Origin of the sequence: Candidatus Nitrosopumilus sp. (assembly GCF_965262695.1) — an archaeon.
In the GTDB taxonomy this organism is placed as follows: domain Archaea; phylum Thermoproteota; class Nitrososphaeria; order Nitrososphaerales; family Nitrosopumilaceae; genus Nitrosopumilus.
On record NZ_OZ253550.1, the window covers coordinates 52,957 to 77,105 of the forward strand.

A 24,149-nucleotide genomic window follows, 5' to 3' on the forward strand; every position below is an offset into this window, starting at 1 on the left:
TCACAGTAGTTTTATATTATCGAGCATGAAAATCCCGATACAATGGAATATGTTTACGCTGCTTTACTTCTTCACAAGCTAGAAAAAGAAGTTAACGAGGCAAACGTCAGCTCAGTTGTTAAAGCATCTGGTGCTGAAGTTAATGAAGCCCAAGTTAAAGCACTAGTTGCAGCCTTAGCCGATGTTAACATCGATGAGGCAGTTAAAGCCGCACCTGTCGCAGTTGCCGCAGCAGCCGCACCAGCAGCAGATGGCGGAGATGCAGCAGCCGGTGGTGAAGCAAAGAAAGAGGAAAAACCTAAAGAAGAAGGTAAAACCGAAGAAGCAGCCATGGAAGGATTATCTTCATTATTTGGCTAAACGAGTTTACTTTTCTCAAATCTATTTTTGATCTCCATTTTTATCAATTCTTAATTACCAATATCTCGATGTCTGCATTGAATGGTAGATTTTTCTTTTGAACTTGGATCGTTTATCACCATTTTAGATTACTTGGGAACAATTGCATTTGCAGTAACTGGAGCTTCAAAAGCAATTGCACACAGAGCTGATATTTTTGGAATTATTGTTTTAGCAACAGTAGTTGGAGTTGCAGGTGGAATAACTCGTGATGTTATATTTGGAAGATTTCCTAATGCATTTTCTGATCCAATATACATTGGATTGACTGTGGCAGTTGGGATTGCAATGTTCTTCTTGTATAGAAAATTCCAAAAACGAATGGGTACTTGGTTAGTCTTTGATGCAGTTGGATTGGGTGTTTTCTCAATTTTTGGAGCATCTGTTGCATATCAAGTACTTGGTTTGGAATTTCTTCCAATGTTACTAGCTGGAGTAATAACTGCTATTGGTGGGGGAATATTGCGAGATGTGTTTGTTAGAGAGATTCCTATTGTCTTTGTAAAAGAAGTTTATGCAGTAGCAAGCGTAATTGGTATTGTAGTGTTTTATGCAATACTTTCATCTGGTGTAGATATTCAATCTGCATCCGTTGTTGGCATTGCTATCACAACTGGAATACGACTCTTGGCAATGAAGTATAATTGGAATCTTCCCAAAGTCAAAGAATCTTGAACACGGCCTAAATTAGGCTCAAATTTTATGAGAATTATTGTCTAATCAGGAATACTCCTTTTCTTTGTGATTTTGATAATTGTTTTAATTGATTTTATTCTAATTTATGGAATGCTGTGAATGTTTTTAAAAGGAGATCTTCCCAAAAAAAATATGACCATAAGTGCCCTTGTTGTAGACGATGAAGAAAATATTGTGAGAATGTTTTCAGAATTATTGAAAGATGTTTACAAAATTAATGTGGTAGGTGTTGCAAAAAATGGTAAGGATGCCGTAGAACAATTTAAAAAATTACGACCTGATATTACATTTTTGGATGTTAAGATGCCAGAATTTGATGGATACTATGCACTAAAAGAAATTAGACAGATTGACGAGTCTGCACTTATAGTTTTGATTACTGGTGATGTAATTGAAGATGTTAAGAAAATACCTGGGCCAAAACCATCTGCTGTAATTAACAAACCGTATAATGTACCTACATTGATGAATGTCCTGAAAAACGAATTAAAACTAGACCTAAATTCTGACTAAAAAAAGAAATTATTGGGATTGTACCCATTCGTAGATGAACTTTACTTGTTCTGTTAGAACTGCATTGACTTGAATAATTTTTTCTTCTAGTTCTTCAATTGTCTCTCGAAGCATTTGATTTTCTTCTTCAAGTTCTGTGATTCTTTGTTCTAATCTGAGAACTTGTTCGTCATCTGTAGGTTGTGATTCTGGATAATCATATTCTTCAAAATCATATTCTCTATAGTCATATTCTGGATAATCGTCTTCATAATAGTACTCCTCATCATATTCTCTATAGTCATATTTTGGATTACCTGCTGCATCATATTCTCTATAGTCATATTCTGGATAATCGTCTTCATAATAGTACTCCTCATCATGTCCCATATCCTCATATTTCTCAAAGAATGTTACAACCCGTTTTGCTTCATCATGACTCAAATCAGTTTCAGAAACAATTAGTTCTATTAGTTGATCAATTTCTCCAACTTCCCAGAGTCCTTGGATTTTTTCCATAGGAATACTCTCCATGATTCTCTCTGTTAGTGGTTCAATTGTTTTCCATTCAGGATCCTCTTCATAAAACTCATCATCTCTTTCATGTTCCTCATAATCTTGCATTGTTTGTTCGTCAAGATGACGTAATTCATTTTCGAATACTTCATCAATTTCTTCTAATTGTTTCATCATCTCTGATTCCAAAGATTGTTCTTTTTCTTCAAATTCTAAAAACAATTCATAAAACATTGCATCAATTTCTGAATAACTAAGATCTGGATTGTTGTCTATTTTTTCATAAATTTCCTTCTTTAGTGATTCGTATTGTTTGTCTAACTCTTCAAACTCTTCTTGAAATTGCATTTCGATTTGATGTCTTTTTTCTTCAAATTCATCTTCTAGTTGATTGTATTTGTTATCCCACTCATCATATTCTGCCATTGCTGGTGTAGTTAATCCTACAATCAAAATGGCAAACAGTCCAAGTATTGGAAGTGTTTTTTGCATTAGTTTGATACGTGAATTTTTGCATTTAAAGGAAAACATGTTATGTATAGTAACAGTTATCAATTAAAAACCAAGTTTTTGCCTGAATTCTATAAATGAAACATTATCTCAAATTATTTTTCTATTTTCTGAAATGATTGAATCACATTATTGAAAAATACAAACGATAGCACTGCCCCAACACCTGCCAGTATGGATAACATAATGATAAAATCGGTGCCTGCCAATCCTGATACCCCAGTATATGGATCCAAATATGGGGTTCCAGAACCTGCTCCAGGATTGGATATCACTGAATCAACCTTAGTCTTTGCCAAATAGAGAGATTCATCCATAGAGTTTGCAAGGCCAGTACCTGGGATTTTGATAGGCAAGTTAAACTGAGAGTACCAACTTTGTATTGGTTCTAACAATCTACTTTCAGCTGACACTACCACTAGTGACACTGCAGTTATTGCAGATACAATTCCCATACCAAATACTTTGGATATTGAATGAAAAGAACGTAACAACAATTTACTTTTCTTTGTCTTTTCTGTAATTTTTGAGGGTGTAATTACAATTGCAAGTTTTGATGCTTTGTAGTAATTCATATCACGTGCCTTCGAATTTTTTTCAATTTTTGAAACACATACAAGTTCAATCTGTTGCATTTTTTCTAAGTAGTGTTTTACTAGTTGCAATGACATGTTTGTATTTTGAGCAATTTCATTTGCAGTCATTTCACTATCAAATAATAAATTCAAAATGGAAATACTTGATTTGTTTGAAATGACTTTAGCTAGAATTTTCATTTTTTCATCGTCTAAAGAAAAAATGTTTACAGCATCTGCCGTCTTTGAAATTTCATTACTCATAGGTGCATAATATAGGACAACATAGTATGTAAGGATTAGTAAAACAAAAATTTCATCAAACCCTTTATGCAAAATTTACGTAATTAATTCAATGAGTAGAAAAAAGACAATCATAACAGGAGTGATGTTAAGCGTTTTGATATTGCCTTCTGTTAGTAGCCTTGCTTTTGCACAATATCTGCCATCTTCTGGCAATACTGGTCTTGAGGATTATCTCAAACTTTCAGAAGACAGAGTCAAAATTGCAAGTGAGAATCCTAGTACAGGCTCAGGAACTCCAATGTTTGCAGCTGACGGAGTGCTTGGTGCATTGATACTATCTACAGGTGTGTTTGGTGGAATTGCGACTGCATTTTTTGTAAGAGGTCGCAAGGGAAAATATGCTGCCATGGGAAGGGGATAATCTCTTCTCTTATTTTTTTAGTTTTCACGAAACAGGAAATTTATGTAATCTTGAATTTGGTGACATGAATGTTGCTCACGAGTTCCTGAAGGAATCCATCCATGTTGAATGCATTCAAAGTAAAAATTCCATGGAATATACATGATCAAATAAAATACTCCAACTATCCCTAAAAGAACAATTACTGTAATTATTGCAACTTCAATCTCAATTTTCATTAGCGTTATATCTTGAGTTTACCTGACTCTAATCCTTTTTTTGCAATGTCAATTAATTCTTCAACAGTACAAGTTCGCAATGATTCTGGCAGAGATTCTACATCAAATGATTGAAATTTGCCAATCTTTTTTCGTATCAACATCTTGATAATTCTTGGAACATCATCTTCAAACTTTTGGCTAATATGCTCTAGAATTTCATCCATCTCTTTTTTCTTCATATTAATCTGAAGAAAATTTTAGTATTTTAGGTGCAAGAATCATTCCTACTATTCCTGAAATAATTCCTCCTGGAATGCTCATCATCCAGTGTTTGAATACCACATCTGATGACGTTGGTAACACATCGTATGGAAATATATCATTATGAAGGTAAATTTCTAAAAATGTCATTGATAACATTGGAAAACTAAATGTAAAAAACATCGAGCCTATTATTGCTCCTGCAATTTTTCCTGAATGCTTTTGCATAATTTTTGATTCCCATCTTTTGTTAAACACAAAATCTGCTGCTATTGCACTAATCATTGGTGCTGCAAACAATGGAAGATAGAACATGATAGTTTCAGATGTCAGTATATTTGATGTTATATTCATTACAATGAATGTTAATGTTGCAGCACTGGTTGCACCAAATCTCTTTTGAGCCTTTGATGATGTCCAAAATACTAGAGAATACGCAAATGGAATTAAAATAAAACTCAGAACCACTGCCACAATAGGATCTGGATTAAAGTCATGAGTATCTCCTTCAGAAATTGGCAAAACAAAGAAAAAGATTAACCACATTGTGCTAAACCAAAATATTCCATAAGTTATTGGCAAGATAATTTTGATGAAATTATTTCCTTGTAAATGGAAATTGATTCTTGAAAAACCAATTACCGCTCCTACTAATGTTGTGAGAATTCCTAATGCAAGTGTGATGTGAGTTGGACTAAGTAGTCCATCTATTCCAAATAATTCATGCCAGTAAAAGTCACCAGGACCTGCAATAATTTGAATTATGGCACCAATTATTATCAACTTGAGTCCAGTTGAAAACGATTCTACTCTGAGTTCCTTTCGTCTAAGGTATATTGTAGAACTCATTATTGCGCTAATTACACTAATTCCAACACCGAGATACAGTATTCCATGTGATGGTGTAAAAAATGTTTCAGGTGTTCTTAGTAAGTGAGATGTAATGTCCCAACTTGCTCCCCACATTGCAAGGGTAGTTCCAACTAGTGCTGTAAAAAACACAATTGCAGAATGTTTTACCTGTGATCTTTGTAAAACCTCGCTAGTCAATAACCTCAAAAAATATTATGATCTTCATAAGTGATTCGGCTTTTTTTGAGAGTTACCATTTGGAAGGACATGTATCCCAAACATCTTTGGGATGTGGATCTATTACTACACATATTGTATCACTGTCAGATGTTCCAATCTGTCTTAGAATGACTCTGTCTTCTCCCAAAAGTAATTCCACCTGACTGTTATAGTTGGTAATTGCAATGTACCTGTAAGGAATACCATTTGAATCAAGATCTTCTTTTACCCCTTCATTGGAATATCTTTCTTGGAATGCATTGATGATCTCATCAACTTGGACTTTCTCATCTTCCAATAAGTCATATGATGAACGCAATTCATTATACTCTATAATTACCAGAAATAGTACTCCTCCAAGAATTACAATGATGCTAATCAAAAACTGAAATGATTGTCTCATGATTGTTTACAATAATTCTGTGAGAAATTGTTTTTGGTCTATGCTGGAGTGTAATCTTTTGCTTGACCTGCAACTGCTCTTGCTTGAGCATCTGCCTTTTGCAAGATTTGCTCTTTTGTCTCGTCAGTCATGTAACCTGATTCAATCGATACAGAACGTGCTGATTGTGCTGCTTTTGCCAAGATCTGTTCGATGTTATCTGGTGTGACATATGCTGCCTCGATAGACAATGAAATTGCTTCTTGGTGTGCTTGTGCAAATTGGTCTCTTATCTTCTCAACATCGATAACCATCTCTTCTTCAGCGTACTTGAGTCCATCCTCAAGTGCTGTGAATAATGTAATTCCAGCTTCTACTGGCTTGATATCTAATTTACCTAAAATTGCTGCAAGTTTCTCATTGATTGCCTCACCTTTGGCTACTGGTGTGGAATCTTTTGCAATCCAAATTGTACCTTGGTCTATCTTGGTTGGGATTCCTGCTTCTTTGAACTCTGTAAGCATTGGTCCTGGAGCAATTCCTGTGTTCTTTGCTGGAACTACAACATCAATACTTGCAATATCTCCGCCCCTTGCCATCATCATGATTTTGTTCTTTGCCAAGAGTACGTTAAGCTTGAATGGTGACATGTTTGTAAACATGAGCATTATTTGTCCTTTGAATTCTCCAACCATGTCTTTCATTCCAGGAATGTCTGAATTCTCTAATGCTTTTTGTGCAACTTTGTCTTTTATACTAAAAAACTCTACATCTTCTTTGAGAGTTTTTCTTAAAGGTAGTATCTGAGTAGAACGTACCTTGTTCATTTTGATAACTGCCATTACTTTGTATTTTTTTGGAAGCTCTTGTAATTGCTGATACATCTGAGCTTTTCTTTTAGGATAAGTGGTTCTATTTTCATGCAAATTTCTTCTTAACCTCTTGTATCTGTTTGATTGGTTTTCCCATTGTGGTTTTTATCATGACTCTTTTCATGTTCTTCTCACCATTTGGCAATTTCTTTTCAATTGCACTTAGCACTGCATGTGCATTAATTGCCAAGTCTGCATCTTCCATTGACTCATCTCCAATCTTGCATGAGACAGAAAGTGATGCTCTTGTTCTAACTTTAATTGATGATCTAAATCTTGCTAAAAATGATTCAATAGGTGCATTAAATGGAACTGGTGTTGGCATTTTTCCTCTAGGACCTAATAGTTGACCCAAAGTTTTACCGACTGTTGGCATGATTTGTGTGTCTGCCAAAAAGAAGTCATATTTGTTGATGAACTTTCTAGACTCTCTTTTGTTTGCTCCAAATTTGTCTAATTCTTCATTCCCGATAACAGAGTCTGCTTTTGCTGCTTTGGCTTTTGTTCCCATGTCTCCTGTTGCAATAACACATACTGTTGCGGGAGAACTAGTCTTTGGGAGCTGAACTACTTCGTTGAGTGCAAATCCTTTCTTGACATCAATATCTTTGAAATTGACAATTAACTCTATTGACTGCTTGAACTTCTTTGCTTTAGTTGCAGCCTTTGCCTCTTTTATCATATCCACTAACTGGGACTCTGTAATCATTACGAACAATTTCGAGAAAGCCTACTTAAAATCGTTTAGAGGCAGGAATTCAGTTGGTACAGTTTATTTTAAAAAATTTCATTTTTTGCCCAAAATAATTGAAAATCCACAACAAATTTGTCTCAAAACCTACATATATTAAATCACAACGAGGGTTTTCGAATACCTTGCACAGATTTGATGAACTTGATATGAAATTGCTATTTGAATTGACTAAAGATGGTTCGATCTCAGTTCCAGTGCTCTCAAAGAAACTTGGAATCAACGCATCTGTACTTTATAGCCGAATCAAGAGGCTAGTCAAAAAGAAACTGATAAAGAAATTCACAGTTGAAATTGATGATTCCTTGCTAGGAATTGGTGTCAAGGCAAATGTTGGAATCAATAGGGATCCAAAATTCAAGGACGCAATTCACAAAAAATTCATGGAAACTCCTGAAGTAGTTTCAATCTCTGAAGTTACTGGCAGATTTGATATTATGATCCAAGTATATTCAAAGAATCTTGAATCCCTTCACTCCATAGTAATTGAAAAGATTGGAAAAATTGAAGGAATTCAAAATACAGAGACATTTGTTGAACTACAAAAAACAGACAAAGATCCAGTATATCTTAATGAATTGACATCATAATTCATACATCATCTATTAATAATCAAACAAACTAGAAACTAACATGTCTGAAGAAAAACAAATTTTCTATTGTGAATTATCAAACAAGAAGAGAAAAGAACAGTACGGTATTGATACTGCACAAGAAAAATCTGAAAAACCACATTAAATACGAAATTATCAATGCTTAAGTCTATAACATGTGTTATGGATTCATGGGGGAAACTAAACTTTACATATGTAAAAACTGTGGCGCTGAATTCCCCTCAAGCGAAGTCAGATTATATTGCAAGGTATGTAAATCAAATCTAGATAAAACAGGCCAGCTTCCTAAACTCTAAATTCATAAGTTGCAAATTCTTGAATCATTTTATGGATAAACGAGATGCTGCATTTTTAGTAGGAATTATTGGTGGAACTGGAACTGCAGTAGGAATTGTAATTCTTTTGGCAAACGGTTTTATCAAAAATCCATTTATCTAATATGGAATGAAAACAATCATGGCAAATACTCTATACAATGATAAACACATACAAATTTTCCCTGACAAGATACGATTCAAGTCTTGGTGTCTTCCTTGGGGCAAAAAAGATGTGATGCTATCTCATGTAAGAAAAGTATCTGAAAAAAAGATGGGGTTGCTATCTGGAAGGTTGAGAATCTCTGGTTCCAATAATTTTAGAGATTGGTTTCACTTTGATGCCTCCAGACCAACAAAATCTAAGGCAATTGTACTTGAAACTGATTATTCTGTATACAAAAGACTTTGGATAACTCCTGAAAAACATAGTACTGCATTTAATGTTCTAAAAAAGCTGGTAAACTCTAACTAGAATCCTCTTGGAACTTTACGCAATAATACTTCATGGCAATCAACCTTGTAAAGGGTTCCACATGTAGCATAGATTCCAAGAAATACAATTGCTATTGCTATGAGAAAAATTACTGACATTTTTTTGAAACTGTAATTTTGTAATTTTTTCCAAATATCCATTTATGAGATCCTCTTTTTTGCCTTGTTATACAGTGTTGTCTGAATTGCTATTATTATTCCAAATATTGCCAAAGCAACTCCTAATGTGAAACTGTATTCTGATGCAGGATAAAACGAAGTCAAAATCATCTGAGTTATAATTCCTATACCTGCAATAATTAACATAAGTAAAATTTTCTTATTCATGTAAATCAAATTTTTCAAGACTGTTTAACATTTACGTATACTTTGAATTGATTCATTAGAATTCTTTATGAATAGTAATTTTGAACTTTCTGTATGAACAATGATGAATTAGAGAATTTTAAAGAATCTTTTCCTGGATGGGATGATTACTATAAAGAGACAGATGTTCAGACAATGCCATGGTATGAAAAGAATTTAGATCATGATGTTGAAAATGAAATTAAATCAAAAAATTACAATTCTGGAAGCTTCTTAGATTTGGGCACTGGACCTGGAACTCAAGCCATAGAATTATCAAAATATGGATTTATTGTAACTGGAACTGACATTTCTCAACACGCCATAGATAAAGCCCAGAAATTATCTGATAAAGTACACTTTCTAGTAGATGACGTTCTAAATTCTAAACTGCCTGACTGTAAATTTGATTTTATTTTTGACCGAGGGGTGTTTCATGTTTTTGATGTATCTCAAAGATCCCAATATGTGAAGCAAATAATTCGGATTTTAAATGATAATGGCATTTTATTTCTAAAATGCATGAGTATCAATGAAAAAAATCTTCCAGATAACGACATGCCTCACAAAATATCTCAACAAGAGATAGTTGATTCCTTTAGAAAAAATTTTAACATAGAAAAATTTGAAGATAGTGTTTTTCGTGGAACTCTTGAGTTTGAACCTAAAGCATTGTTTACAGTGTTAAAGAAAAAATAGAACCTGTAACTCTTCCGCATTCAAATTCAAACTTGTTGGTTTTGTTTTACTGTATCCCTGTATGTTCTAATAAAACTCCAAGCTCCTAATGCATAGAAAACATATGACCACAAATATAATACATCTATCATATTTCCTACTCCATAACTACCTTCAATTTCCTGTGTTAGGTATAATGTATCTGCAATAATATCTGTAAATGTTCCCATCATCATTAATAACCATAATAGTCCTACATGACCTCTGAAAAACAAAGACACTGCAATTATTGATGGTCCTAAAAGTAATGTAGCTAAAAGTGGGTATGTTCCATACAGTAGTACTTCAAAATCAGATAACTCATCGTCAATACCTATTGTCAAATACAGTGATGGTATCGCAAAAGCAGTACTGAGTATAACAGCACCAACTATCATCTTTCTTGAAATTATTTTAGATCTTGATTTTAGATAAAAAATTGTAAATATGAAAAATAAAGGATATCCAGAAATATAGAAAATATCACTAGTTAGTGTTGATGTGTCTTGAGGATCAACTTCTGTATCATACGAGTATGTCAGTTCTCCTACAAACCAAATCATTATAGCTAATGTGAAAAAGACCCAAGCCTTTCCATGATTACCTTTGAATCTATATTCAACAGAAAGAATCATCCCTAAGATAATCACTATAACTGGTAAAATCGTGAATAGAATATCTGTTGCATACCAGTCTTCAACTATTGGATATTCTTCTAGATCAAATGCATTAACTATAAGAAAGAAAAATAAAATTCCTACAAATCCAAAAATTGCAAAAATTACATTATCTATGATGCGTGATTGCCTTTGAGTTTTTATCATTATTTTCTCAAAACAAGAATAAAATCAGCCATTTCTCTATCAAGAGTAAGGTTCTCAAAACTATTTTCTATTGATTTTAGAATATCTTCATAAGCATTTCCAAACAATTCTTGTAATACTTGTTTTAAACAAGTTGGATTTTCCAAACAATCACTCATTTTGATTTGATAATCATTTCTTAGTTTTGACTCTACCATTTTTAATTCAACATTCCCCATTTCCAGCAGAGCTCTCTCTACTGCCAAAGATATCAAATTTTTATTAAGTTCATCCAATGATTATATTCCTACAATCTTCTATAACAATTTATTGTAAATCTCCATCTTTTTTACCCTTGATTTTTCTAGTAAATCTATGAAAACAGAAAACGAAGTTGCAGAATACCGAAAAGAGATTGAACAAAGATTGGTAAATGCAGAATCAATGGATGCAATGAAGTACTATCAGGGTGTTCTAAGAGCACTTGAATGGGTAGTAACAGGTAATGATGTTTAGGTTTTATACACAAAACCTGTAATTGTATCATGAACTGTTTTGTATGCTCCAAGAAAAAAGAAGACTTTGATGTCTGGAGCAACAAGATAGTAGTCTCTGCAACTTATGACTCTAAAGTTCAAGATCATGATGTGATTAGAAATCTATCTGAACATGATGTTATTTGTCATGATTGTATGCAGAAAATTTTAGATGATGTGGATAAAACTCGAGTCTAGTTATTGGAATTTCTCATCCCATTTACCTTCATTGATTTCAGCAGTAATCTCTTTTGGAGTCTTTCCTTCTACTTTGACTCCTAGAGCAACACATGTACCAATGATGGTTTTTGCAACTGATTTTAGTGATGATGCATAAGATTTCTCAAGTTTAGTGTTTGCAACTTTAACAATTGAATCCATTGTAACATCTCCTGCCCATTCAGTTCCAGAAGCCCCTGAACCTTTTTGGATTCCTGCTTCTTTCATGATTAGTGCAGCTGCTGATGGGATGCCAATTTCAATCTCATACTTTTTTGTGTCGCTATCAACAATTACTGTGACTGGAACTTTCATTCCTTCAAAGTCTTTAGTTTTATCGTTAATTGCATTGATAACTTCCATAATGTTGACACCAAGTGGACCTAGTGCTGGACCCAATGGTGGACCTGCAGATGCTGCTGCTCCTGTTACAAGTGATGATATTTTTTGTTCTCCCATGTTTTATCGCCTCTAAATGAAAATTTAATCCTTCCTAACCCTCAGTTGATAGTTTTAGATAGTTTGCGTCGACTGTAACTGGTAATTGATATGATGCATCAAGCAAAACAACTGTGGCTTCTTCTTTATCTGAGTCAATTCTGGTAATTGTTGCCTTCATTCCCTTGAATGGACCTCCAGTGATTTCTACAACATTGTCTACTGCTAGTGTTGAAACTGTTGATTTCTTTACCAAATACCCTTCGATATCTTTGAACTCTAATTCTCCTCTTAATTGACCTCGGATGTGTCTTACACCTTCTACTGCCATATATGCATCACTTGGATTGACTGCTTCAATGACGACATATCCTTTAAGATCACTCACCCAAAATACTGATTGGATATTGATTTGATTAGCGTTAGCTTTTGCTTCTAATAATCTCATTACCACTTTTTCTTGTCCACCAGTGGTTCTAATTGCAAACAAATGTGACTTTACTTCTTCTGACAATTTTACCTTCCAAACGTGATCACCGAAAAGACAAATTGAATGATAAATCCAATAGAGCCTATACCTCCAATACCTAACAACACTAATCTGAGATGTTGCTGATACTCATCCTTGTTTGGCTTTTTTGCCATTTTTAGAGTATTTGCCATATCTTTCAATTTCTGCTTCGGGTTCATTGGTGGAAATTAATAGGGTCTCTTTATATCTCTTATTTCATGGAACTGCTAGTTGCATATGCCGATGATCCTGCTGGTCACAATATGGCAAAATTTCTTTGCAAAAACATGACTCAAGACGGTGATGTATTTCGTGGAGATTTTTATGATTTGATAATTATTCCAACTCCTGCAATTTCTGCAGATTGGTTAGAAGAAAAATATGATTATGATGGATTTGTATTTTTATCAAAACATGCAGCTGAATCTGGAGTTTTAGCTCTTACTTGTCACAGTACTGGAAATTTTTCAGAGGCAAAGTTTGGTGGAAAAAATAGACAAGTTGCAATCCCGCATCCTGATTTACAAAAGAAATATCTTCAGACTCTGAAGGCCCACCAGTATGATTTTGCAGAGTTTGACATTACAATAGAGGCAACTCATCATGGACCAACAGATCTCAAAAAACCTGCAATATTCATTGAAATTGGAACCACTGAAAAACAATGGACTGATGAAAATCTGTGTCACAGAGTCGCAAAACTAGTCCATGAGGTAATGTCAAATGATATTCCGAAAAATCCCGTAGCATTGTGTTTTGGTGGGACTCATTATCCTACAAAATTTACACAACAACTACTTGATGGCAAGTATGCACTTGGAACCGTAATTCCAAAACATGCACTTGACAATCTTGATGAGGAGTTGTTTTCTCATATTCTTAAGCAAAACAATATGGCGACATTTGCCTTGTTAGATTGGAATGGGTTGGGGCCAAACAAGCAAAAAGTTCTTGACCTTCTTGAATCTACAGAACTTGAGGTAGTCAAACTTTGAATCTTGAAAAAAAAATTTACAAAAAATTACTAGAAGTTCCTAAAGGTCAGATCACAACTTATGGTGAACTTGCAAAGGCTGTCGGTTTAAAGAATGGGCAAAGGGCAGTTGGAAAGATAATGAACAAAAACCCATACCCTGTAATCATTCCATGTCACAGAGTTGTAATGTCTAATGGAAAAGTTGGTGGGTATGCATATGGTGAGCATATCAAAACAAAGATGCTAAATGATGAAGGCATAAAAATTGAAAATGGTAAAATTTTAGACTGGGAAAAAACTGTGTATAGATTCTAATTTACAATCCGCCGCCAGACACTTTGCTTAACTCAATATCATATCCTGTTGGATCTCTTATGTATACTGAACTTGACTTCTCAAAATCTACTGGTCCGTCATAAAGTACTTCCACTCCAAGCTCTTTACACTTTTGCATAATGTCATCGAAGTTTTCAACATGAAATCCAAAATGTGCGATTCCCCCAGTAGGAGTTACTTGTGAGTCTTCATACAAACAAAGCTTGATTGAATCATTTCCGATAATCTTTGATGGTGCATCCATCTTGTTTGGTGAGTTATCGTCTTTTCTAATCTCAAATCCAAACAAATTTTTGTAAAATTCTACTGTTTTTGCCAAATTTCTTACATTCATGTTGACGTGGTCCATGGATGTTGCGTTGAGAATATCTGTCATAATCTAAACTCGATTTCTGGAATCAAAAGGATTTTTGAAAAGTTCTAGTTCTTTCTTTTTGCGACAATCTCTTCCATTAACTGTCTCAAGTGGGCCTTGTTTCTGACTGTGTTACCCCCTACTTTTTTGTAAAGTGCCCAAAACTCTGGATTAGTCAAATCCTTTCTGTCTTTTGCAATCTTTAACAATCTTCTCAATGAGCGGACTTTTGCAACATAGACTTCTTTCTTACCAACACGTGCACCTTTACGTCCTTGTTTAGAACCTTGTTTGGTACCTCTCTTGTTTCTTTGATCTTTTTTGGTTTGTGCCCTTCCTCTGGAAGTTCCAGTGAATGAATCAATTCTAATTGTATTAGCTGTAATTAGACTACGTATGTTTTCTCTTGTGATTGCATCAGCTACATCAGTAAGATGGTCTGCATCAAATTTTATTCTGTGAATACCAACACCAGTAACTCTGGCTGCTAGTCTTTTCTTAGCTTTAAGATTTACTACCACTTGCACTCACTCTCGCATTGAAAATTTTGAATTTTTGTTCAACTGCTTTTGAAACAATTTCTTTTCTTTTTCTAGTACCGACACCGTGACCTAATCTGACTCCATCTTTCTTTGGGTCAAGTTTTGCCAAGTCATCTAAATTATGAACTAAGTTATCTGTAAATCCTGATGGATGTAATCCTCTTGCTTCTTTTGGTCCGCCAAATCCAACTTTAACTAGGCCTGGACGACCTCTACTCCATTGTTTTCTCTGATGATGATCAATACCTTTTGGTTTTCTCCAACCAGTTTGGAGTCTAACGTAACGCCAGCTCTCTGGTCTTTCAAAATCAGGATTGTGTTCTTTAATCTCCTGTCTCTTTGCAATCTTGTCTTTGTTGATCGGCATCAGATTGACTCTTGAATTTTGGAATAAATACGTTCCTAGACGGTCAAAATAATTTCAATTGGTAAGAGATAATAAGGAAATGGAAGTCGGATCGAAATATCTCATGAACAAACCTGGGATTAATGACATCATTTTTGGAGGCGTAACCCTCTGACACAAGTAGTGGGTAATGCTACAACTGACAAATTTTCAGCCCAACTCAAGGACTTTGGAATAAACCCTGCCAAAGTACACAGAAATCTCAGCACAGATGAGATGGTTAGTCTTGCAGTTGAGAGAAAAGAGGGTGTAGTAAACTCCACAGGCTCTCTTTCAGTAAATACTGGAAAATATACCGGTCGTTCCCCTGATGATCGATTTATCGTATATGATGATAAAACTCATGAAACAATTGATTGGGGTAAAATCAACCATCAGTTCCCAAGTGGCAAATTTGAAAAATTATTAGAAAAAATGAAGAACTTTGTTGACAATAAGGAACTCTTCGTCTTTGACGGATTTGTAGGAGCTGATCCTGAAACCCGTTTACCGATTAGAGTAATCAATGACCATGTTTGGCAAAACATGTTCTCAAGTAATTTGTTTATACGTCCTACCAATGAAGAACTAGAAAAACATGACCCAGAATTTACAATTCTTTGTATTAATGACTTTAAGGCAGATCCCGAAATTGACGGAACAAGAACTGACATATTCATTCTAATCGACTTGACAAGAAAGATTGTCTTAATTGGTGGAACCGAATATGCAGGTGAAATGAAAAAGTCAATGTTTGGTGTAATGAATTTCCTCTTACCTGACAAAGGAATCTTCCCAATGCACTGTTCTGCAAACATTGGTGAAAAAGGAGACACTGCGCTGTTCTTTGGTTTATCTGGTACTGGAAAGACTACTCTCTCAGCAGATCCTAATAGAAAACTAATTGGTGATGATGAACATGGTTGGTCAGACAATGGAACCTTTAACTTTGAAGGAGGATGTTATGCAAAATGTATCAACCTTAGTCAAGAAGCAGAACCCGAAATTTGGAATGCAATCAAACCTGGTGCACTTTTAGAAAACGTAGTTCTAAATGACAATGTCCCTGATTATGATGATAACTCTTTAACTGAAAACACTCGTGTTGGTTATCCTTTAGATTTCATTCCAGGCGCTGTAATTCCAAGTGTTGGTGGAAATCCTAAAGTGATTATATTTTTGACAGCAGATGCATTGGGTGTATTGCCTCCTGTATCTAGATTAACAAAAGAAGCTGCAATGTACCACTTTATGTCAGGTTACACCAGCAAGCTTGCAGGAACTGAAAGAGGAATCAAAGAGCCAAAATCCGTATTCTCTCAGTGCTTTGGAGCACCATTCATGCCTAGACCTGCCTCTGTTTACGCTAAATTACTTGGAGAAAAAATCAATGAGCACAATACTGTGGTCTATCTCATCAACACTGGTTGGTCTGGTGGCCCATATGGTGTAGGCAGCAGAGTCAAGATAAAGTACAGTCGTGCAATGGTTACTGCTGCACTTTCTGGTGGTCTTAATATTGTAAAATACGCTCACAATGACTTGTTTAATCTAGATGTTCCAACTGAAGTTGAAGGAGTTCCCCCTGAGATTTTAGATCCAAGAAACACTTGGGTTGACAAAGATGAATATGACTTGTCTGCAAAGAAACTCGCTCAGATGTTCGTTGAAAACTTTAAGAAATTTGATGGTGTTGCACAAGAAATTGTTGATGCTGGTCCAAAACCCCCACAATAAACTATTTTCTTTTTAGAACAATACCTGTCATTCCAATTATAATAATTGCCCCTGCAATTATTACCATCTGTCTTTCTGGCATGTCCAGATTCCATCTTTCTCTTTCTTCAAGTGTTTTAACATCAATGGTATTGTATGCACTTGATGTGTTTCCGTTGATTCTGATTTTTGCATCTACCCAATATTCTGCATTTTCATAAACATTAATTGATGCAGTTTTGTCTGGTGTTGCAGTTCTAGTATCAATTCTTCCATCCTCACTGTTTGTAATTGAAATTTTTGCAAAACTCCACTCTTCTGGATGGTAAACATCAAAGAGTAATTTCTCATTTTGTTGAACTATTGAAATTGAACCTGGTGTATAATGCAACACAAACGGAACAACATATTGCATTCCTTCATGACTTATTTTCATCTTTCCTTCATGTTCTCCAAAGTTGTCTTCTATCACTCTCATCCTTACGTTCAAAATATTCTCATCGACTAATTCTCCATCAAACTTTGTGAATTCTGGTCCATCAAATGTAACATCAAAACCACTCCATGTTTCATCCAATGATTTTAGTTGGAATTGTTTCTCAATGACTTTGTTATCTGATGATGCCAATATTACAAAGTTTGGTGGCTCTATGATCAATTTTGCATCAAATGCCTTTGCTATGTTTAGTCTCCCTGCTCCTGACTCTTGTATTGAGAATTCATCCCCATAGGCATCAGACACAGGCTCAACTGTGGTAAGTAACAGTGATTTTATCTCGTGGTGGTGTAATTCTGGATTTTTTTGCAATAACAGAGCTGCAGCACCACTTACGTGAGGGGCCGCATAACTAGTTCCGCTAGTAAAGTTGTATCCTGCATTACTTTGTGTGGTGTTGATGTATGCACCTGGTGCCACAATTTCTGGTTTGATATAAAATGGTGAGACAGGTCCCCTTGAACTAAAGTGTGCAAGATAATCTGGATTGAAAAACAGATTCAATGTCGCTTCATCTCCGTTAATTGATTCAACAATCTCTAATCCCTCTTCTCTGTCAATTGACACTACTGGAATTCTAGGTGAATAGTCTGGTTCAACAAATTCATGCACTAACTCTCCAAGAAAAATTCCTGGAATGTTGTTGTAAACAATCATTGCCTTTGCTCCTGCATCTGCAGCATTTGTTTCCTTTATTGAAAAATACAATAATTCTCCTTCAACATCGCTTCCTCTCTCAACAATCAATATGGAATCTTTTACATCTAGATCTCTTAACTCGTCTACTTTACCATATCCTCCAAAAACTAATTTACCCGAAATTGCGTCTTCTGTTTTTTTATTTCCTGCCATTGGAATTACCGTGTATGGTTTATCATTGACTTCTAGTGTTGCAACCAGACTTGATGTAAGATTGTTGTAAGTTGCACCCACTGTAACTGAACCAAAATTTCTTCCAGGACTCCCAATACTTCCCAACTCTGGACCGTCATTTCCAGCTGCAGCTACTACAAAAATTTCTTTTTCTAGTGCTTGATTTATTGCTCTCTCAATCTTTGTGTTGGTTTTGTTTACTCCTAAACTGATATTGATAATATCTGCATCATCTTCAATTGCTTTCTCAATAGCTCTGATTATCAAATCTGATGAGACTCCTTCTCCATCTTCAGAAACTTTGTAGGCCAAGATTTTTGCCTTGGGTGCTACGCCTACAGCTTGACCGTCAGCTGCAATTACTCCTGCAACCTGGGTACCGTGTCCGTTGTTATCCATTGGTGGTTGGCCTTTTTGAATAAAGTTGTATCCTCCAATGACTTTACCATCTGGGCCCCAACCAAACAAGTCTGGATGGTTAAAGTCTACCCCAGTATCGATAATTGCTATCTTGATTCCTGTTCCATCAATTCCTTGAATTCTTGGAATATCTGTTCCAACAAATGGAACACTTCTTTCCAAGTATGTGTGGATTTGATTTTCAGAATTCATTGCTTGAGTCAAAATTAACCCCATCAAAATTACAACAATAAAAGAAAAAATCACTAAGAATTTCACAAATCTTCTAACAATTTTAACAAGTAAAAATGATTACCTGTAAACCAATAAATGGAATAAATTCTCAAATGCACTCATGGGAAAATACACACTTCCTGAAATGCCATATGCTTATGATGCATTAGAACCTCACATTGACGCAAGAACAATGGAGATTCACCACACAAAGCATCATCAAACATACACTGACAAACTAAATGCAGCTCTTGAAACATGTCCAGCTGAAATTCAAGACAAAGATATCTTAGACATCTTGTCTGATATCAATTCAGTTCCTGAAGACAAAAGAGGTGCAATTAATTTCAACGGTGGCGGTTATGATAACCACAGGCTATTTTGGAATAACATGAAACCAAATGGAGGCGGAGAACCTGGAGGATCAATTGCTGATGCAATCAACGATTCTTTTGGAAGCTTTTCTGACTTCAAAGAGAAATTTTCATCCACTACAGCAGTAATTCAAGGCAGTGGTTGGGGATGGTTAGTATACAATCCTTCTTCTGGAAAGGTTGAGTACAAATCAATGCCAAACCAAACAAGTCCTAGAACTGAAGGATTAGTACCATTGTTAGGCTGTGATGTTTGGGAACATGCATACTATCTCAACTACCAAAACAAGAGACCTGCTTACATTGAAGCATGGTGGAATGTAGTTAATTGGGATGAGGTAGAGAGCAGATTCTCTAAAGCAAAATAAAGTTCATTCTTTATTTTTTATTCATTTTTTGATTCACTTTCTATGAATGAATTTATAACCATAAGATAGATCCATGTTGTAAATGAGTCAAGAACAAGCAGAACAACTGATGCAGCAAATGCAAATGCTTGAAACATATTTTGCAGATTTATCTCAAAGAGAAAACACCTTCCTTGGTGTATTTAGAGAAGCAACTGCAGCTATCGAATCGATAAAATCTCTTAGTAAAAATCCTGAATCTGATACTCTTGTTCCAATTGGACTGGGAACTTATGTTCCAACAAAAATTTCATCTAATAGCAAAATAATTCTAAACATTGGTGCAGGAGTAGCAGTTGAAAAAGACTTTGCATCTGCAATTAATTATCTTGAAGAAAGAATCAAGGAAATTGAAATTGCAATACAAGATACTGCAGCAAAAAAACAAGATGCTGCCCAAAGATTAGAACAAGGTAAGGCACAAGTCAATCAAATGATGCAAGCCATGCAGCAACCTGGTCAACCCCCACAATCGGGATAAGCAATGTTTGATAAACTTCGTAGTGCGTTTTCTAATGCAGCGAAAAGTTTTGGTGAAAAAGAACTTAACGAAAAAGACATTGAAGACATCCTTTTTGAATTAGAAATATCACTTTTAGAATCTGATGTTGCAACTGAAGTTATTGATTCAATCAAAGATGATCTAAAAGAAAAACTGATTGGCTATAAAGTTGATAAAAAAGAGATCGAAAAATTTGTTAAAGATAGTTTGATTTCAAGTATATCTGCACATTTTGATGCGGCAGGAGAAGTTGATCTTTTTGGAAAAATTAATGAAAAAAAAGAACAAGGCCAACCATTTCTAATTTTATTCCTTGGAATTAACGGTACTGGAAAGACAACATCACTAGCTAAAGTTGCACACATGTTGCAACAAGAAAAATATTCTGTTGTTGTTGCGGCTGCTGATACTTTTAGAGCTGGTGCAATTGAACAATTGCGAGAACACACTAATCGACTTAACTTAAAACTAGTTGCGCAAAATTACAATTCTGATCCTGCAGCAGTTGCACGTGATGCAGTATTGTATGCAAAATCCCATAAAACAGATGTTGTTTTGATTGACACCGCAGGAAGAATGCAAACGAGTGAAAACTTAATGCAACAAATTGAAAAAATTACCAAAGTTGTAAACCCTGATTTGAAAATTTTTGTAGGTGATTCTTTGGCAGGAAATGATACTGTAAATCAAGCCCGTGAATTTCATGCACATACAAAATTTCATGGCTCAATTCTTACCAAGAGTGATGCTGATGCAAGAGGAGGTGCTGCACTATCTATTGTCAAAGTAACATCAACTCCTGTGATGTATGTTGGAGTTGGACAAGAATATCCTGATCTAAAGCCTTTTGATAAGAAAACTTTCCTTGAAACTGTATTTGGAACTCTTGAAGATGTTGACATAAAGAAAGAACCAACACCAGAACCTGAACCAACACCAGAACCTGAACCAACACCAGAACCTGAACCAACACCAGAACCTGAACCAACACCAGAACCTGAACCAACACCAGAACCTGAACCAACACCAGAACCTGAACCAACACCAGAACCTGAACCAACACCAGAACCTGAACCAACACCAGAACCTGAACCAACACCAGAACCTGAACCAACACCAGAACCTGAACCAACACCAGAACCTGAACCAACACCAGAACCTGAACCAACACCAGAACCTGAACCAACACCAGAACCTGAACCAACACCAGAACCTGAACCAACACCAGAACCTGAACCAACACCAGAACCTGAACCAACACCAGAACCTGAACCAACACCAGATGATCCGTTTGAAGGAATCAAAGATGATGAGATTGCAACTTATTCCGATTTGTTTGATGTGCCTCCACCAGTAAATGATGATGAAGCTTTCAAACTAGGTAAAAAGATTCGTCAATGGATTAAGGATGGAAAACCAGAACCCGATGAAGATGAAGAAGACGAAGAATATGATGACGAGGCAGAAGATGAAGAAGAAATTCACAAACATGATAAAGAAGAACCCAAAAAGAAAAAGGGTAGGTTCGGGTTCTTTAGAAGATGAAACTAAAAACAAAAAATTTACTCACTTTAGCGGAATTGTCCCCAAAGGAATTTGTGGGTTTAATTGATGAATCAATCAAACTAAAAAAAGAACTCAAGAAAGGTGGCAACAAACCTGTACTAAAAAACAAAACACTGACAATGATTTTCCAAAAACCGTCTACTCGAACACGAGTTAGTTTTGAAATTGGAATGTCACAGCTTGGTGGTTATGCAGTTAACCTCTCATCAAATGACATGCAACTATCTCGAGGTGAATCAGTTGAAGATACTGCAAAGACTCTTTCACGATACACTGATTGTATAATGGCTCGTGTTTATGATCATGAGTTACTAGAACAGTTATCTGAAAATACAACCATCCCTATAATTAACGGATTATCTGATACCTTCCATCCGTGCCAAATCTTGGCAGACTTTATGACAATAAAAGAAAAAAAGAAAAAAATCAAGGGAATCAAGATTGCATGGATTGGCGATGGAAATAACGTCTGTAATTCTATGATTTATGGTGCAGCGCTAGCTGGCTCCACAATGTCGATTGCAACTCCAAAGGGCTTTGAACCAGCCAAAAAGGCAGTCAAAGATGCAAAAAAATCAACTAATATAGAATTGACATCCGATCCACTAAAGGCAGTCAAAGATGCTGATGTTGTAGTAACTGATACATATTCTTCTATTCATGATGATGATCCAAAGAAAATCAAAAAATTCCTTCCAAAATATCAAGTCAACGATAAACTAATGAAATCTGCAAAGAAAGACGCGATCTTTATGCATTGTCTTCCTGCAAAGCGAGATCAAGAAGTTACTTCATCTGTAATTGATGGTCGCCAATCTGTTGTTTGGGATGAGGCAGAGAATCGTCTTCATTCTCAAAAGGCATTGCTTGCCTCGCTCATTCGCGCTTAACGTATATAAGAGCACGTTCAAACTCGAATTCTATACATGGCCTATTCAAAAATATTGAGGAGACTTAGAGAAGAGAAGACCAATTACCGTAAGCGCGGTACAATGTTGATGGGTAAGCGTGACTTTATCACTGTAAATATTACTAATGAAAATACTCAAGTCCAAATTCTAAAACCTGGCATGACTGGGGACAAGGTTGTTGCATCTGCACATTCTAGATATCTACTTGAAAAAGGTTGGAAAGGTTCTAGAAAAAGTGTTCCAGCAGCATATCTTACAGGATATCTGGCAGGAAAGAAAGCACTTGGACAAGGTGCAAAGGACGCAATCTTGTATACTGGAACTAAAAAATATACACAAAGAATGGCAGCAGCTCTTAAAGGAGTAATTGATGCAGGTCTTGAAGTTCCAGCAAACGAAGAAACATTTCCATCCGAAGAGAGAATCAACGGAGATCATCTTACTGTTAAAAATGAAGTTTCTAAAATGAAATCTACAATCGATACTGAGGTAAAATAGAATGAGTCAAAAAACAGAATCTAAACCACAACAAGGGGGACAGAGAGGAAGATCTGCACCAGTTTATGGTGGAGGTCCACCTGGCGGATCAAAAGGTGGAGACAGACCAAGAAGAAGAAGAGAACCCGAAGAAGAAGTTTGGGTTCCAAAAACAATCTTAGGACAAAAAGTCGCATCAGGAGAAATCTCAACATTAGAAGAAATTATTGAATTAGGATTAAGAATTCAAGAAGCAGGAATTATCAAAAAATTACTTCCTGACTTGAAGAGTGAAGTAGTCGATGTTGGAATTATCCAAAAGATGACATCAAATGGTCAATCAACTAGATTCAAGGCAATCGTTGCAACTGGAAATGAGAATGGTTACTTGGGAATCGGACAAGGAAAATCAAAACAAATGAGAATTGCAATTGAAAAAGCAACAAACGCTGCTTATCTTAACGTCAACCCAATCAAATTGGGATGCGGCAGTTGGGAATGCAGATGTGACCAAAAACACTCTGTTCCATTCAAAGTAAAGGGAAAAGGTGGAAGTGTTACGATTGAAATTATTCCTGCACCTCGTGGATTAGGTCTTGTAGCAGGTGGTAAAATTAAACGATTATTGGAATTAGCTGGTCTAAAAGACGCTTGGACTACAGCAAAAGGTTCTACACCTACAATGAATTCCACTTCAAAAGCTATTTTGGACTGTCTTAGACAGACATTTAGTCAGGGTTGATGAGAAATGGCAAATGCAGTACTAGTTGTTAGAATCAAAGGCCAAGCAGACTGTCCTTACTGGGCATCAACTACAATGGATTTACTAAAACTAGAAAGAAAATATCGTGCAGTAATTCTTCCTGCAAAAGATAACTTACTTGGAATGCTAAAAAAAGTACAACATTATGTTTCATGGGTTGACCTTGATGCAGACTTGGCAAAAGAACTAATCGACAAAAAAGCAAGAAAAGCAGGCTACAAAAAAGTAACACCAGAAGATCTTAAAGAATTAGGATATGCAAGTTCTACAGAATTAGCTGCAGCATTAACTGAAGGAAAAACAATGTTATCAAAATTAAAACCATTAAAGCCTTGGTTTGCATTGGCACCACCAAGACACGGATTCAAAAGAAGTACAAAGAAATTGTATGGACAAAAAGGAATCCTTGGAAGAAACAAAGAACTTGGAACAATTGTAAGGAATATGATTTAA

Annotated in this window: 38 protein-coding genes; 19 read left to right on the plus strand and 19 right to left on the minus strand. The window is 35.5% G+C overall.

Annotated elements, in window-relative coordinates:
* Positions 1 to 42 precede the first annotated feature (42 nt).
* The 3 genes from rpl12p to ACQY2P_RS00295 all read left to right on the plus strand — a co-directional run bounded on the left by rpl12p (position 43) and on the right by ACQY2P_RS00295 (position 1,608).
* Complete coding sequence (gene rpl12p, locus ACQY2P_RS00285; protein ID WP_012214757.1) at positions 43 to 360, plus strand: 50S ribosomal protein P1; 318 nt, start codon at positions 43 to 45, stop codon at positions 358 to 360.
* A gap of 81 nt (positions 361 to 441) precedes the next feature.
* Positions 442 to 1,074 carry a trimeric intracellular cation channel family protein gene (locus tag ACQY2P_RS00290; RefSeq protein ID WP_428326442.1) on the plus strand — a complete coding sequence of 211 codons (633 nt, stop codon included), beginning with the start codon at positions 442 to 444 and terminating at the stop codon, positions 1,072 to 1,074.
* 153 nt (positions 1,075 to 1,227) lie between these two features.
* On the plus strand, positions 1,228 to 1,608 hold the full coding sequence (locus ACQY2P_RS00295; protein ID WP_428326443.1) for a response regulator transcription factor: 381 nt from the start codon (positions 1,228 to 1,230) through the stop codon (positions 1,606 to 1,608).
* A 9-nt stretch (positions 1,609 to 1,617) separates the two neighbouring features.
* On the opposite strand, the gene ACQY2P_RS00300 is transcribed toward ACQY2P_RS00295, so the two are convergent.
* Both ACQY2P_RS00300 and ACQY2P_RS00305 read right to left on the minus strand, forming a co-directional pair.
* Positions 1,618 to 2,595 carry a hypothetical protein gene (locus tag ACQY2P_RS00300; protein ID WP_428326444.1) on the minus strand — a complete coding sequence of 326 codons (978 nt, stop codon included), beginning with the start codon at positions 2,593 to 2,595 and terminating at the stop codon, positions 1,618 to 1,620.
* A 113-nt stretch (positions 2,596 to 2,708) separates the two neighbouring features.
* Entirely contained in the window at positions 2,709 to 3,452 is a 744-nt protein-coding gene (locus ACQY2P_RS00305) for an ArsR family transcriptional regulator (RefSeq protein ID WP_428326445.1), read from the minus strand.
* A 91-nt stretch (positions 3,453 to 3,543) separates the two neighbouring features.
* Here ACQY2P_RS00305 and ACQY2P_RS00310 point away from each other — a divergent pair, with 91 nt between their 5' ends.
* On the plus strand, positions 3,544 to 3,855 hold the full coding sequence (locus ACQY2P_RS00310; RefSeq protein WP_428326446.1) for a hypothetical protein: 312 nt from the start codon (positions 3,544 to 3,546) through the stop codon (positions 3,853 to 3,855).
* Positions 3,856 to 3,872: 17 nt separating this feature from the next.
* Here ACQY2P_RS00310 and ACQY2P_RS00315 read toward each other — a convergent pair whose 3' ends face one another.
* From ACQY2P_RS00315 to ACQY2P_RS00340, 6 genes are read right to left on the minus strand one after another with little or no spacing between them, the layout of a single operon-like run.
* Positions 3,873 to 4,073: a hypothetical protein gene (locus tag ACQY2P_RS00315; protein WP_428326447.1), complete on the minus strand. Its 201-nt coding sequence runs from the start codon at positions 4,071 to 4,073 to the stop codon at positions 3,873 to 3,875.
* A gap of 5 nt (positions 4,074 to 4,078) precedes the next feature.
* Positions 4,079 to 4,294 (minus strand): hypothetical protein, encoded by a 216-nt coding sequence (locus ACQY2P_RS00320; protein ID WP_428326448.1) that lies wholly within the window; start codon positions 4,292 to 4,294, stop codon positions 4,079 to 4,081.
* Position 4,295: 1 nt separating this feature from the next.
* Positions 4,296 to 5,366 carry a hypothetical protein gene (locus tag ACQY2P_RS00325; protein WP_428326449.1) on the minus strand — a complete coding sequence of 357 codons (1,071 nt, stop codon included), beginning with the start codon at positions 5,364 to 5,366 and terminating at the stop codon, positions 4,296 to 4,298.
* 52 nt (positions 5,367 to 5,418) lie between these two features.
* On the minus strand, positions 5,419 to 5,790 hold the full coding sequence (locus tag ACQY2P_RS00330) for a hypothetical protein (protein ID WP_428326450.1): 372 nt from the start codon (positions 5,788 to 5,790) through the stop codon (positions 5,419 to 5,421).
* 38 nt (positions 5,791 to 5,828) lie between these two features.
* Positions 5,829 to 6,695, minus strand: coding sequence for a 50S ribosomal protein L10 (locus ACQY2P_RS00335; protein WP_428326451.1), 867 nt, complete (start codon positions 6,693 to 6,695; stop codon positions 5,829 to 5,831).
* The gene (locus ACQY2P_RS00340; RefSeq protein WP_428326452.1) at positions 6,688 to 7,350 is read right to left on the minus strand and encodes a 50S ribosomal protein L1; all 663 of its coding nucleotides are present in this window, start codon (positions 7,348 to 7,350) and stop codon (positions 6,688 to 6,690) included. The genes ACQY2P_RS00335 and ACQY2P_RS00340 overlap by 8 nt, the downstream gene beginning before the upstream one ends.
* 191 nt (positions 7,351 to 7,541) lie before the next feature.
* On the opposite strand from ACQY2P_RS00340, the gene ACQY2P_RS00345 reads away from it, so the two are divergent.
* Positions 7,542 to 7,982 (plus strand): Lrp/AsnC family transcriptional regulator, encoded by a 441-nt coding sequence (locus ACQY2P_RS00345; protein ID WP_428326453.1) that lies wholly within the window; start codon positions 7,542 to 7,544, stop codon positions 7,980 to 7,982.
* Positions 7,983 to 8,462: 480 nt separating this feature from the next.
* The gene (locus tag ACQY2P_RS00350) at positions 8,463 to 8,795 is read left to right on the plus strand and encodes a hypothetical protein (protein ID WP_428326454.1); all 333 of its coding nucleotides are present in this window, start codon (positions 8,463 to 8,465) and stop codon (positions 8,793 to 8,795) included.
* On the opposite strand, the gene ACQY2P_RS00355 is transcribed toward ACQY2P_RS00350, so the two are convergent.
* Together ACQY2P_RS00355 and ACQY2P_RS00360 are read right to left on the minus strand one after the other, a co-directional pair.
* On the minus strand, positions 8,792 to 8,956 hold the full coding sequence (locus ACQY2P_RS00355; protein ID WP_428326455.1) for a hypothetical protein: 165 nt from the start codon (positions 8,954 to 8,956) through the stop codon (positions 8,792 to 8,794). The two genes, ACQY2P_RS00350 and ACQY2P_RS00355, sit on opposite strands and share 4 nt — an antisense overlap.
* Positions 8,957 to 9,142 (minus strand): hypothetical protein, encoded by a 186-nt coding sequence (locus ACQY2P_RS00360; protein WP_428326456.1) that lies wholly within the window; start codon positions 9,140 to 9,142, stop codon positions 8,957 to 8,959. It lies immediately after the preceding gene.
* 93 nt (positions 9,143 to 9,235) lie between these two features.
* On the opposite strand from ACQY2P_RS00360, the gene ACQY2P_RS00365 reads away from it, so the two are divergent.
* Complete coding sequence (locus ACQY2P_RS00365) at positions 9,236 to 9,859, plus strand: class I SAM-dependent methyltransferase (protein WP_428326457.1); 624 nt, start codon at positions 9,236 to 9,238, stop codon at positions 9,857 to 9,859.
* Between the two features lie 26 nt (positions 9,860 to 9,885).
* On the opposite strand, the gene ACQY2P_RS00370 is transcribed toward ACQY2P_RS00365, so the two are convergent.
* Together ACQY2P_RS00370 and ACQY2P_RS00375 are read right to left on the minus strand one after the other, a co-directional pair.
* The gene (locus ACQY2P_RS00370) at positions 9,886 to 10,701 is read right to left on the minus strand and encodes a hypothetical protein (protein WP_428326458.1); all 816 of its coding nucleotides are present in this window, start codon (positions 10,699 to 10,701) and stop codon (positions 9,886 to 9,888) included.
* The gene (locus tag ACQY2P_RS00375) at positions 10,701 to 10,976 is read right to left on the minus strand and encodes a hypothetical protein (RefSeq protein ID WP_428326459.1); all 276 of its coding nucleotides are present in this window, start codon (positions 10,974 to 10,976) and stop codon (positions 10,701 to 10,703) included. The genes ACQY2P_RS00370 and ACQY2P_RS00375 overlap by 1 nt, the downstream gene beginning before the upstream one ends.
* A gap of 79 nt (positions 10,977 to 11,055) precedes the next feature.
* Between ACQY2P_RS00375 and ACQY2P_RS00380 the strand changes: the two genes are divergently transcribed.
* Both ACQY2P_RS00380 and ACQY2P_RS00385 read left to right on the plus strand, forming a co-directional pair.
* Positions 11,056 to 11,196, plus strand: a complete 141-nt coding sequence (locus tag ACQY2P_RS00380; protein ID WP_428326460.1) for a hypothetical protein — start codon at positions 11,056 to 11,058, stop codon at positions 11,194 to 11,196.
* Between the two features lie 29 nt (positions 11,197 to 11,225).
* A complete protein-coding gene (locus ACQY2P_RS00385; protein ID WP_428326461.1) occupies positions 11,226 to 11,414 on the plus strand; it encodes a hypothetical protein in 189 nt (62 codons plus the stop codon).
* Here the strand turns inward: ACQY2P_RS00385 and ACQY2P_RS00390 are convergent, their stop codons facing one another.
* Genes ACQY2P_RS00390 through ACQY2P_RS00400 form a run of 3 tightly spaced genes read right to left on the minus strand, consistent with a single transcriptional unit; the run spans position 11,415 to position 12,536 of the window.
* Positions 11,415 to 11,894, minus strand: a complete 480-nt coding sequence (locus tag ACQY2P_RS00390; RefSeq protein WP_048069213.1) for a 50S ribosomal protein L11 — start codon at positions 11,892 to 11,894, stop codon at positions 11,415 to 11,417. It lies immediately after the preceding gene.
* Between the two features lie 34 nt (positions 11,895 to 11,928).
* Positions 11,929 to 12,387: a transcription elongation factor Spt5 gene (locus ACQY2P_RS00395; RefSeq protein WP_428326462.1), complete on the minus strand. Its 459-nt coding sequence runs from the start codon at positions 12,385 to 12,387 to the stop codon at positions 11,929 to 11,931.
* A gap of 2 nt (positions 12,388 to 12,389) precedes the next feature.
* A complete protein-coding gene (locus tag ACQY2P_RS00400) occupies positions 12,390 to 12,536 on the minus strand; it encodes a protein translocase SEC61 complex subunit gamma (protein WP_428326463.1) in 147 nt (48 codons plus the stop codon).
* A gap of 66 nt (positions 12,537 to 12,602) precedes the next feature.
* Between ACQY2P_RS00400 and ACQY2P_RS00405 the strand changes: the two genes are divergently transcribed.
* Both ACQY2P_RS00405 and ACQY2P_RS00410 read left to right on the plus strand, forming a co-directional pair.
* Positions 12,603 to 13,379, plus strand: a complete 777-nt coding sequence (locus ACQY2P_RS00405; RefSeq protein WP_428326464.1) for a D-aminoacyl-tRNA deacylase — start codon at positions 12,603 to 12,605, stop codon at positions 13,377 to 13,379.
* A complete protein-coding gene (locus tag ACQY2P_RS00410) occupies positions 13,376 to 13,675 on the plus strand; it encodes a methylated-DNA--[protein]-cysteine S-methyltransferase (protein ID WP_428326465.1) in 300 nt (99 codons plus the stop codon). Before ACQY2P_RS00405 ends, ACQY2P_RS00410 begins: the two co-directional genes overlap by 4 nt.
* 1 nt (position 13,676) lies before the next feature.
* Here ACQY2P_RS00410 and ACQY2P_RS00415 read toward each other — a convergent pair whose 3' ends face one another.
* Genes ACQY2P_RS00415 through ACQY2P_RS00425 form a run of 3 tightly spaced genes read right to left on the minus strand, consistent with a single transcriptional unit; the run spans position 13,677 to position 14,960 of the window.
* Positions 13,677 to 14,072 (minus strand): VOC family protein, encoded by a 396-nt coding sequence (locus tag ACQY2P_RS00415; protein ID WP_428326466.1) that lies wholly within the window; start codon positions 14,070 to 14,072, stop codon positions 13,677 to 13,679.
* A 44-nt stretch (positions 14,073 to 14,116) separates the two neighbouring features.
* A complete protein-coding gene (locus ACQY2P_RS00420) occupies positions 14,117 to 14,572 on the minus strand; it encodes a 50S ribosomal protein L19e (RefSeq protein WP_428326467.1) in 456 nt (151 codons plus the stop codon).
* On the minus strand, positions 14,556 to 14,960 hold the full coding sequence (locus ACQY2P_RS00425) for a 50S ribosomal protein L32e (RefSeq protein ID WP_428326468.1): 405 nt from the start codon (positions 14,958 to 14,960) through the stop codon (positions 14,556 to 14,558). The genes ACQY2P_RS00420 and ACQY2P_RS00425 overlap by 17 nt, the downstream gene beginning before the upstream one ends.
* Before the next feature lie 213 nt (positions 14,961 to 15,173).
* Between ACQY2P_RS00425 and pckA the strand changes: the two genes are divergently transcribed.
* Positions 15,174 to 16,715: a phosphoenolpyruvate carboxykinase (ATP) gene (gene pckA / locus ACQY2P_RS00430; RefSeq protein WP_428327295.1), complete on the plus strand. Its 1,542-nt coding sequence runs from the start codon at positions 15,174 to 15,176 to the stop codon at positions 16,713 to 16,715.
* 1 nt (position 16,716) lies between these two features.
* Here pckA and ACQY2P_RS00435 read toward each other — a convergent pair whose 3' ends face one another.
* On the minus strand, positions 16,717 to 18,687 hold the full coding sequence (locus tag ACQY2P_RS00435) for a S8 family serine peptidase (RefSeq protein WP_428326469.1): 1,971 nt from the start codon (positions 18,685 to 18,687) through the stop codon (positions 16,717 to 16,719).
* Between the two features lie 130 nt (positions 18,688 to 18,817).
* On the opposite strand from ACQY2P_RS00435, the gene ACQY2P_RS00440 reads away from it, so the two are divergent.
* The 7 genes from ACQY2P_RS00440 to ACQY2P_RS00470 all read left to right on the plus strand — a co-directional run bounded on the left by ACQY2P_RS00440 (position 18,818) and on the right by ACQY2P_RS00470 (position 24,149).
* Complete coding sequence (locus ACQY2P_RS00440; RefSeq protein ID WP_299291028.1) at positions 18,818 to 19,438, plus strand: superoxide dismutase; 621 nt, start codon at positions 18,818 to 18,820, stop codon at positions 19,436 to 19,438.
* An 82-nt stretch (positions 19,439 to 19,520) separates the two neighbouring features.
* Positions 19,521 to 19,958: a prefoldin subunit alpha gene (gene pfdA / locus ACQY2P_RS00445; RefSeq protein ID WP_428326470.1), complete on the plus strand. Its 438-nt coding sequence runs from the start codon at positions 19,521 to 19,523 to the stop codon at positions 19,956 to 19,958.
* 3 nt (positions 19,959 to 19,961) lie between these two features.
* Positions 19,962 to 21,524 (plus strand): signal recognition particle-docking protein FtsY, encoded by a 1,563-nt coding sequence (gene ftsY, locus ACQY2P_RS00450; RefSeq protein WP_428326471.1) that lies wholly within the window; start codon positions 19,962 to 19,964, stop codon positions 21,522 to 21,524.
* Between the two features lie 35 nt (positions 21,525 to 21,559).
* Positions 21,560 to 22,435, plus strand: a complete 876-nt coding sequence (gene argF / locus ACQY2P_RS00455) for an ornithine carbamoyltransferase (protein ID WP_428326472.1) — start codon at positions 21,560 to 21,562, stop codon at positions 22,433 to 22,435.
* A 36-nt stretch (positions 22,436 to 22,471) separates the two neighbouring features.
* A complete protein-coding gene (locus ACQY2P_RS00460; protein WP_428326473.1) occupies positions 22,472 to 22,954 on the plus strand; it encodes a 50S ribosomal protein L18 in 483 nt (160 codons plus the stop codon).
* A 1-nt stretch (position 22,955) separates the two neighbouring features.
* Positions 22,956 to 23,675 carry a 30S ribosomal protein S5 gene (locus ACQY2P_RS00465; protein WP_428326474.1) on the plus strand — a complete coding sequence of 240 codons (720 nt, stop codon included), beginning with the start codon at positions 22,956 to 22,958 and terminating at the stop codon, positions 23,673 to 23,675.
* A gap of 6 nt (positions 23,676 to 23,681) precedes the next feature.
* Entirely contained in the window at positions 23,682 to 24,149 is a 468-nt protein-coding gene (locus ACQY2P_RS00470; protein WP_428326475.1) for a 50S ribosomal protein L30, read from the plus strand.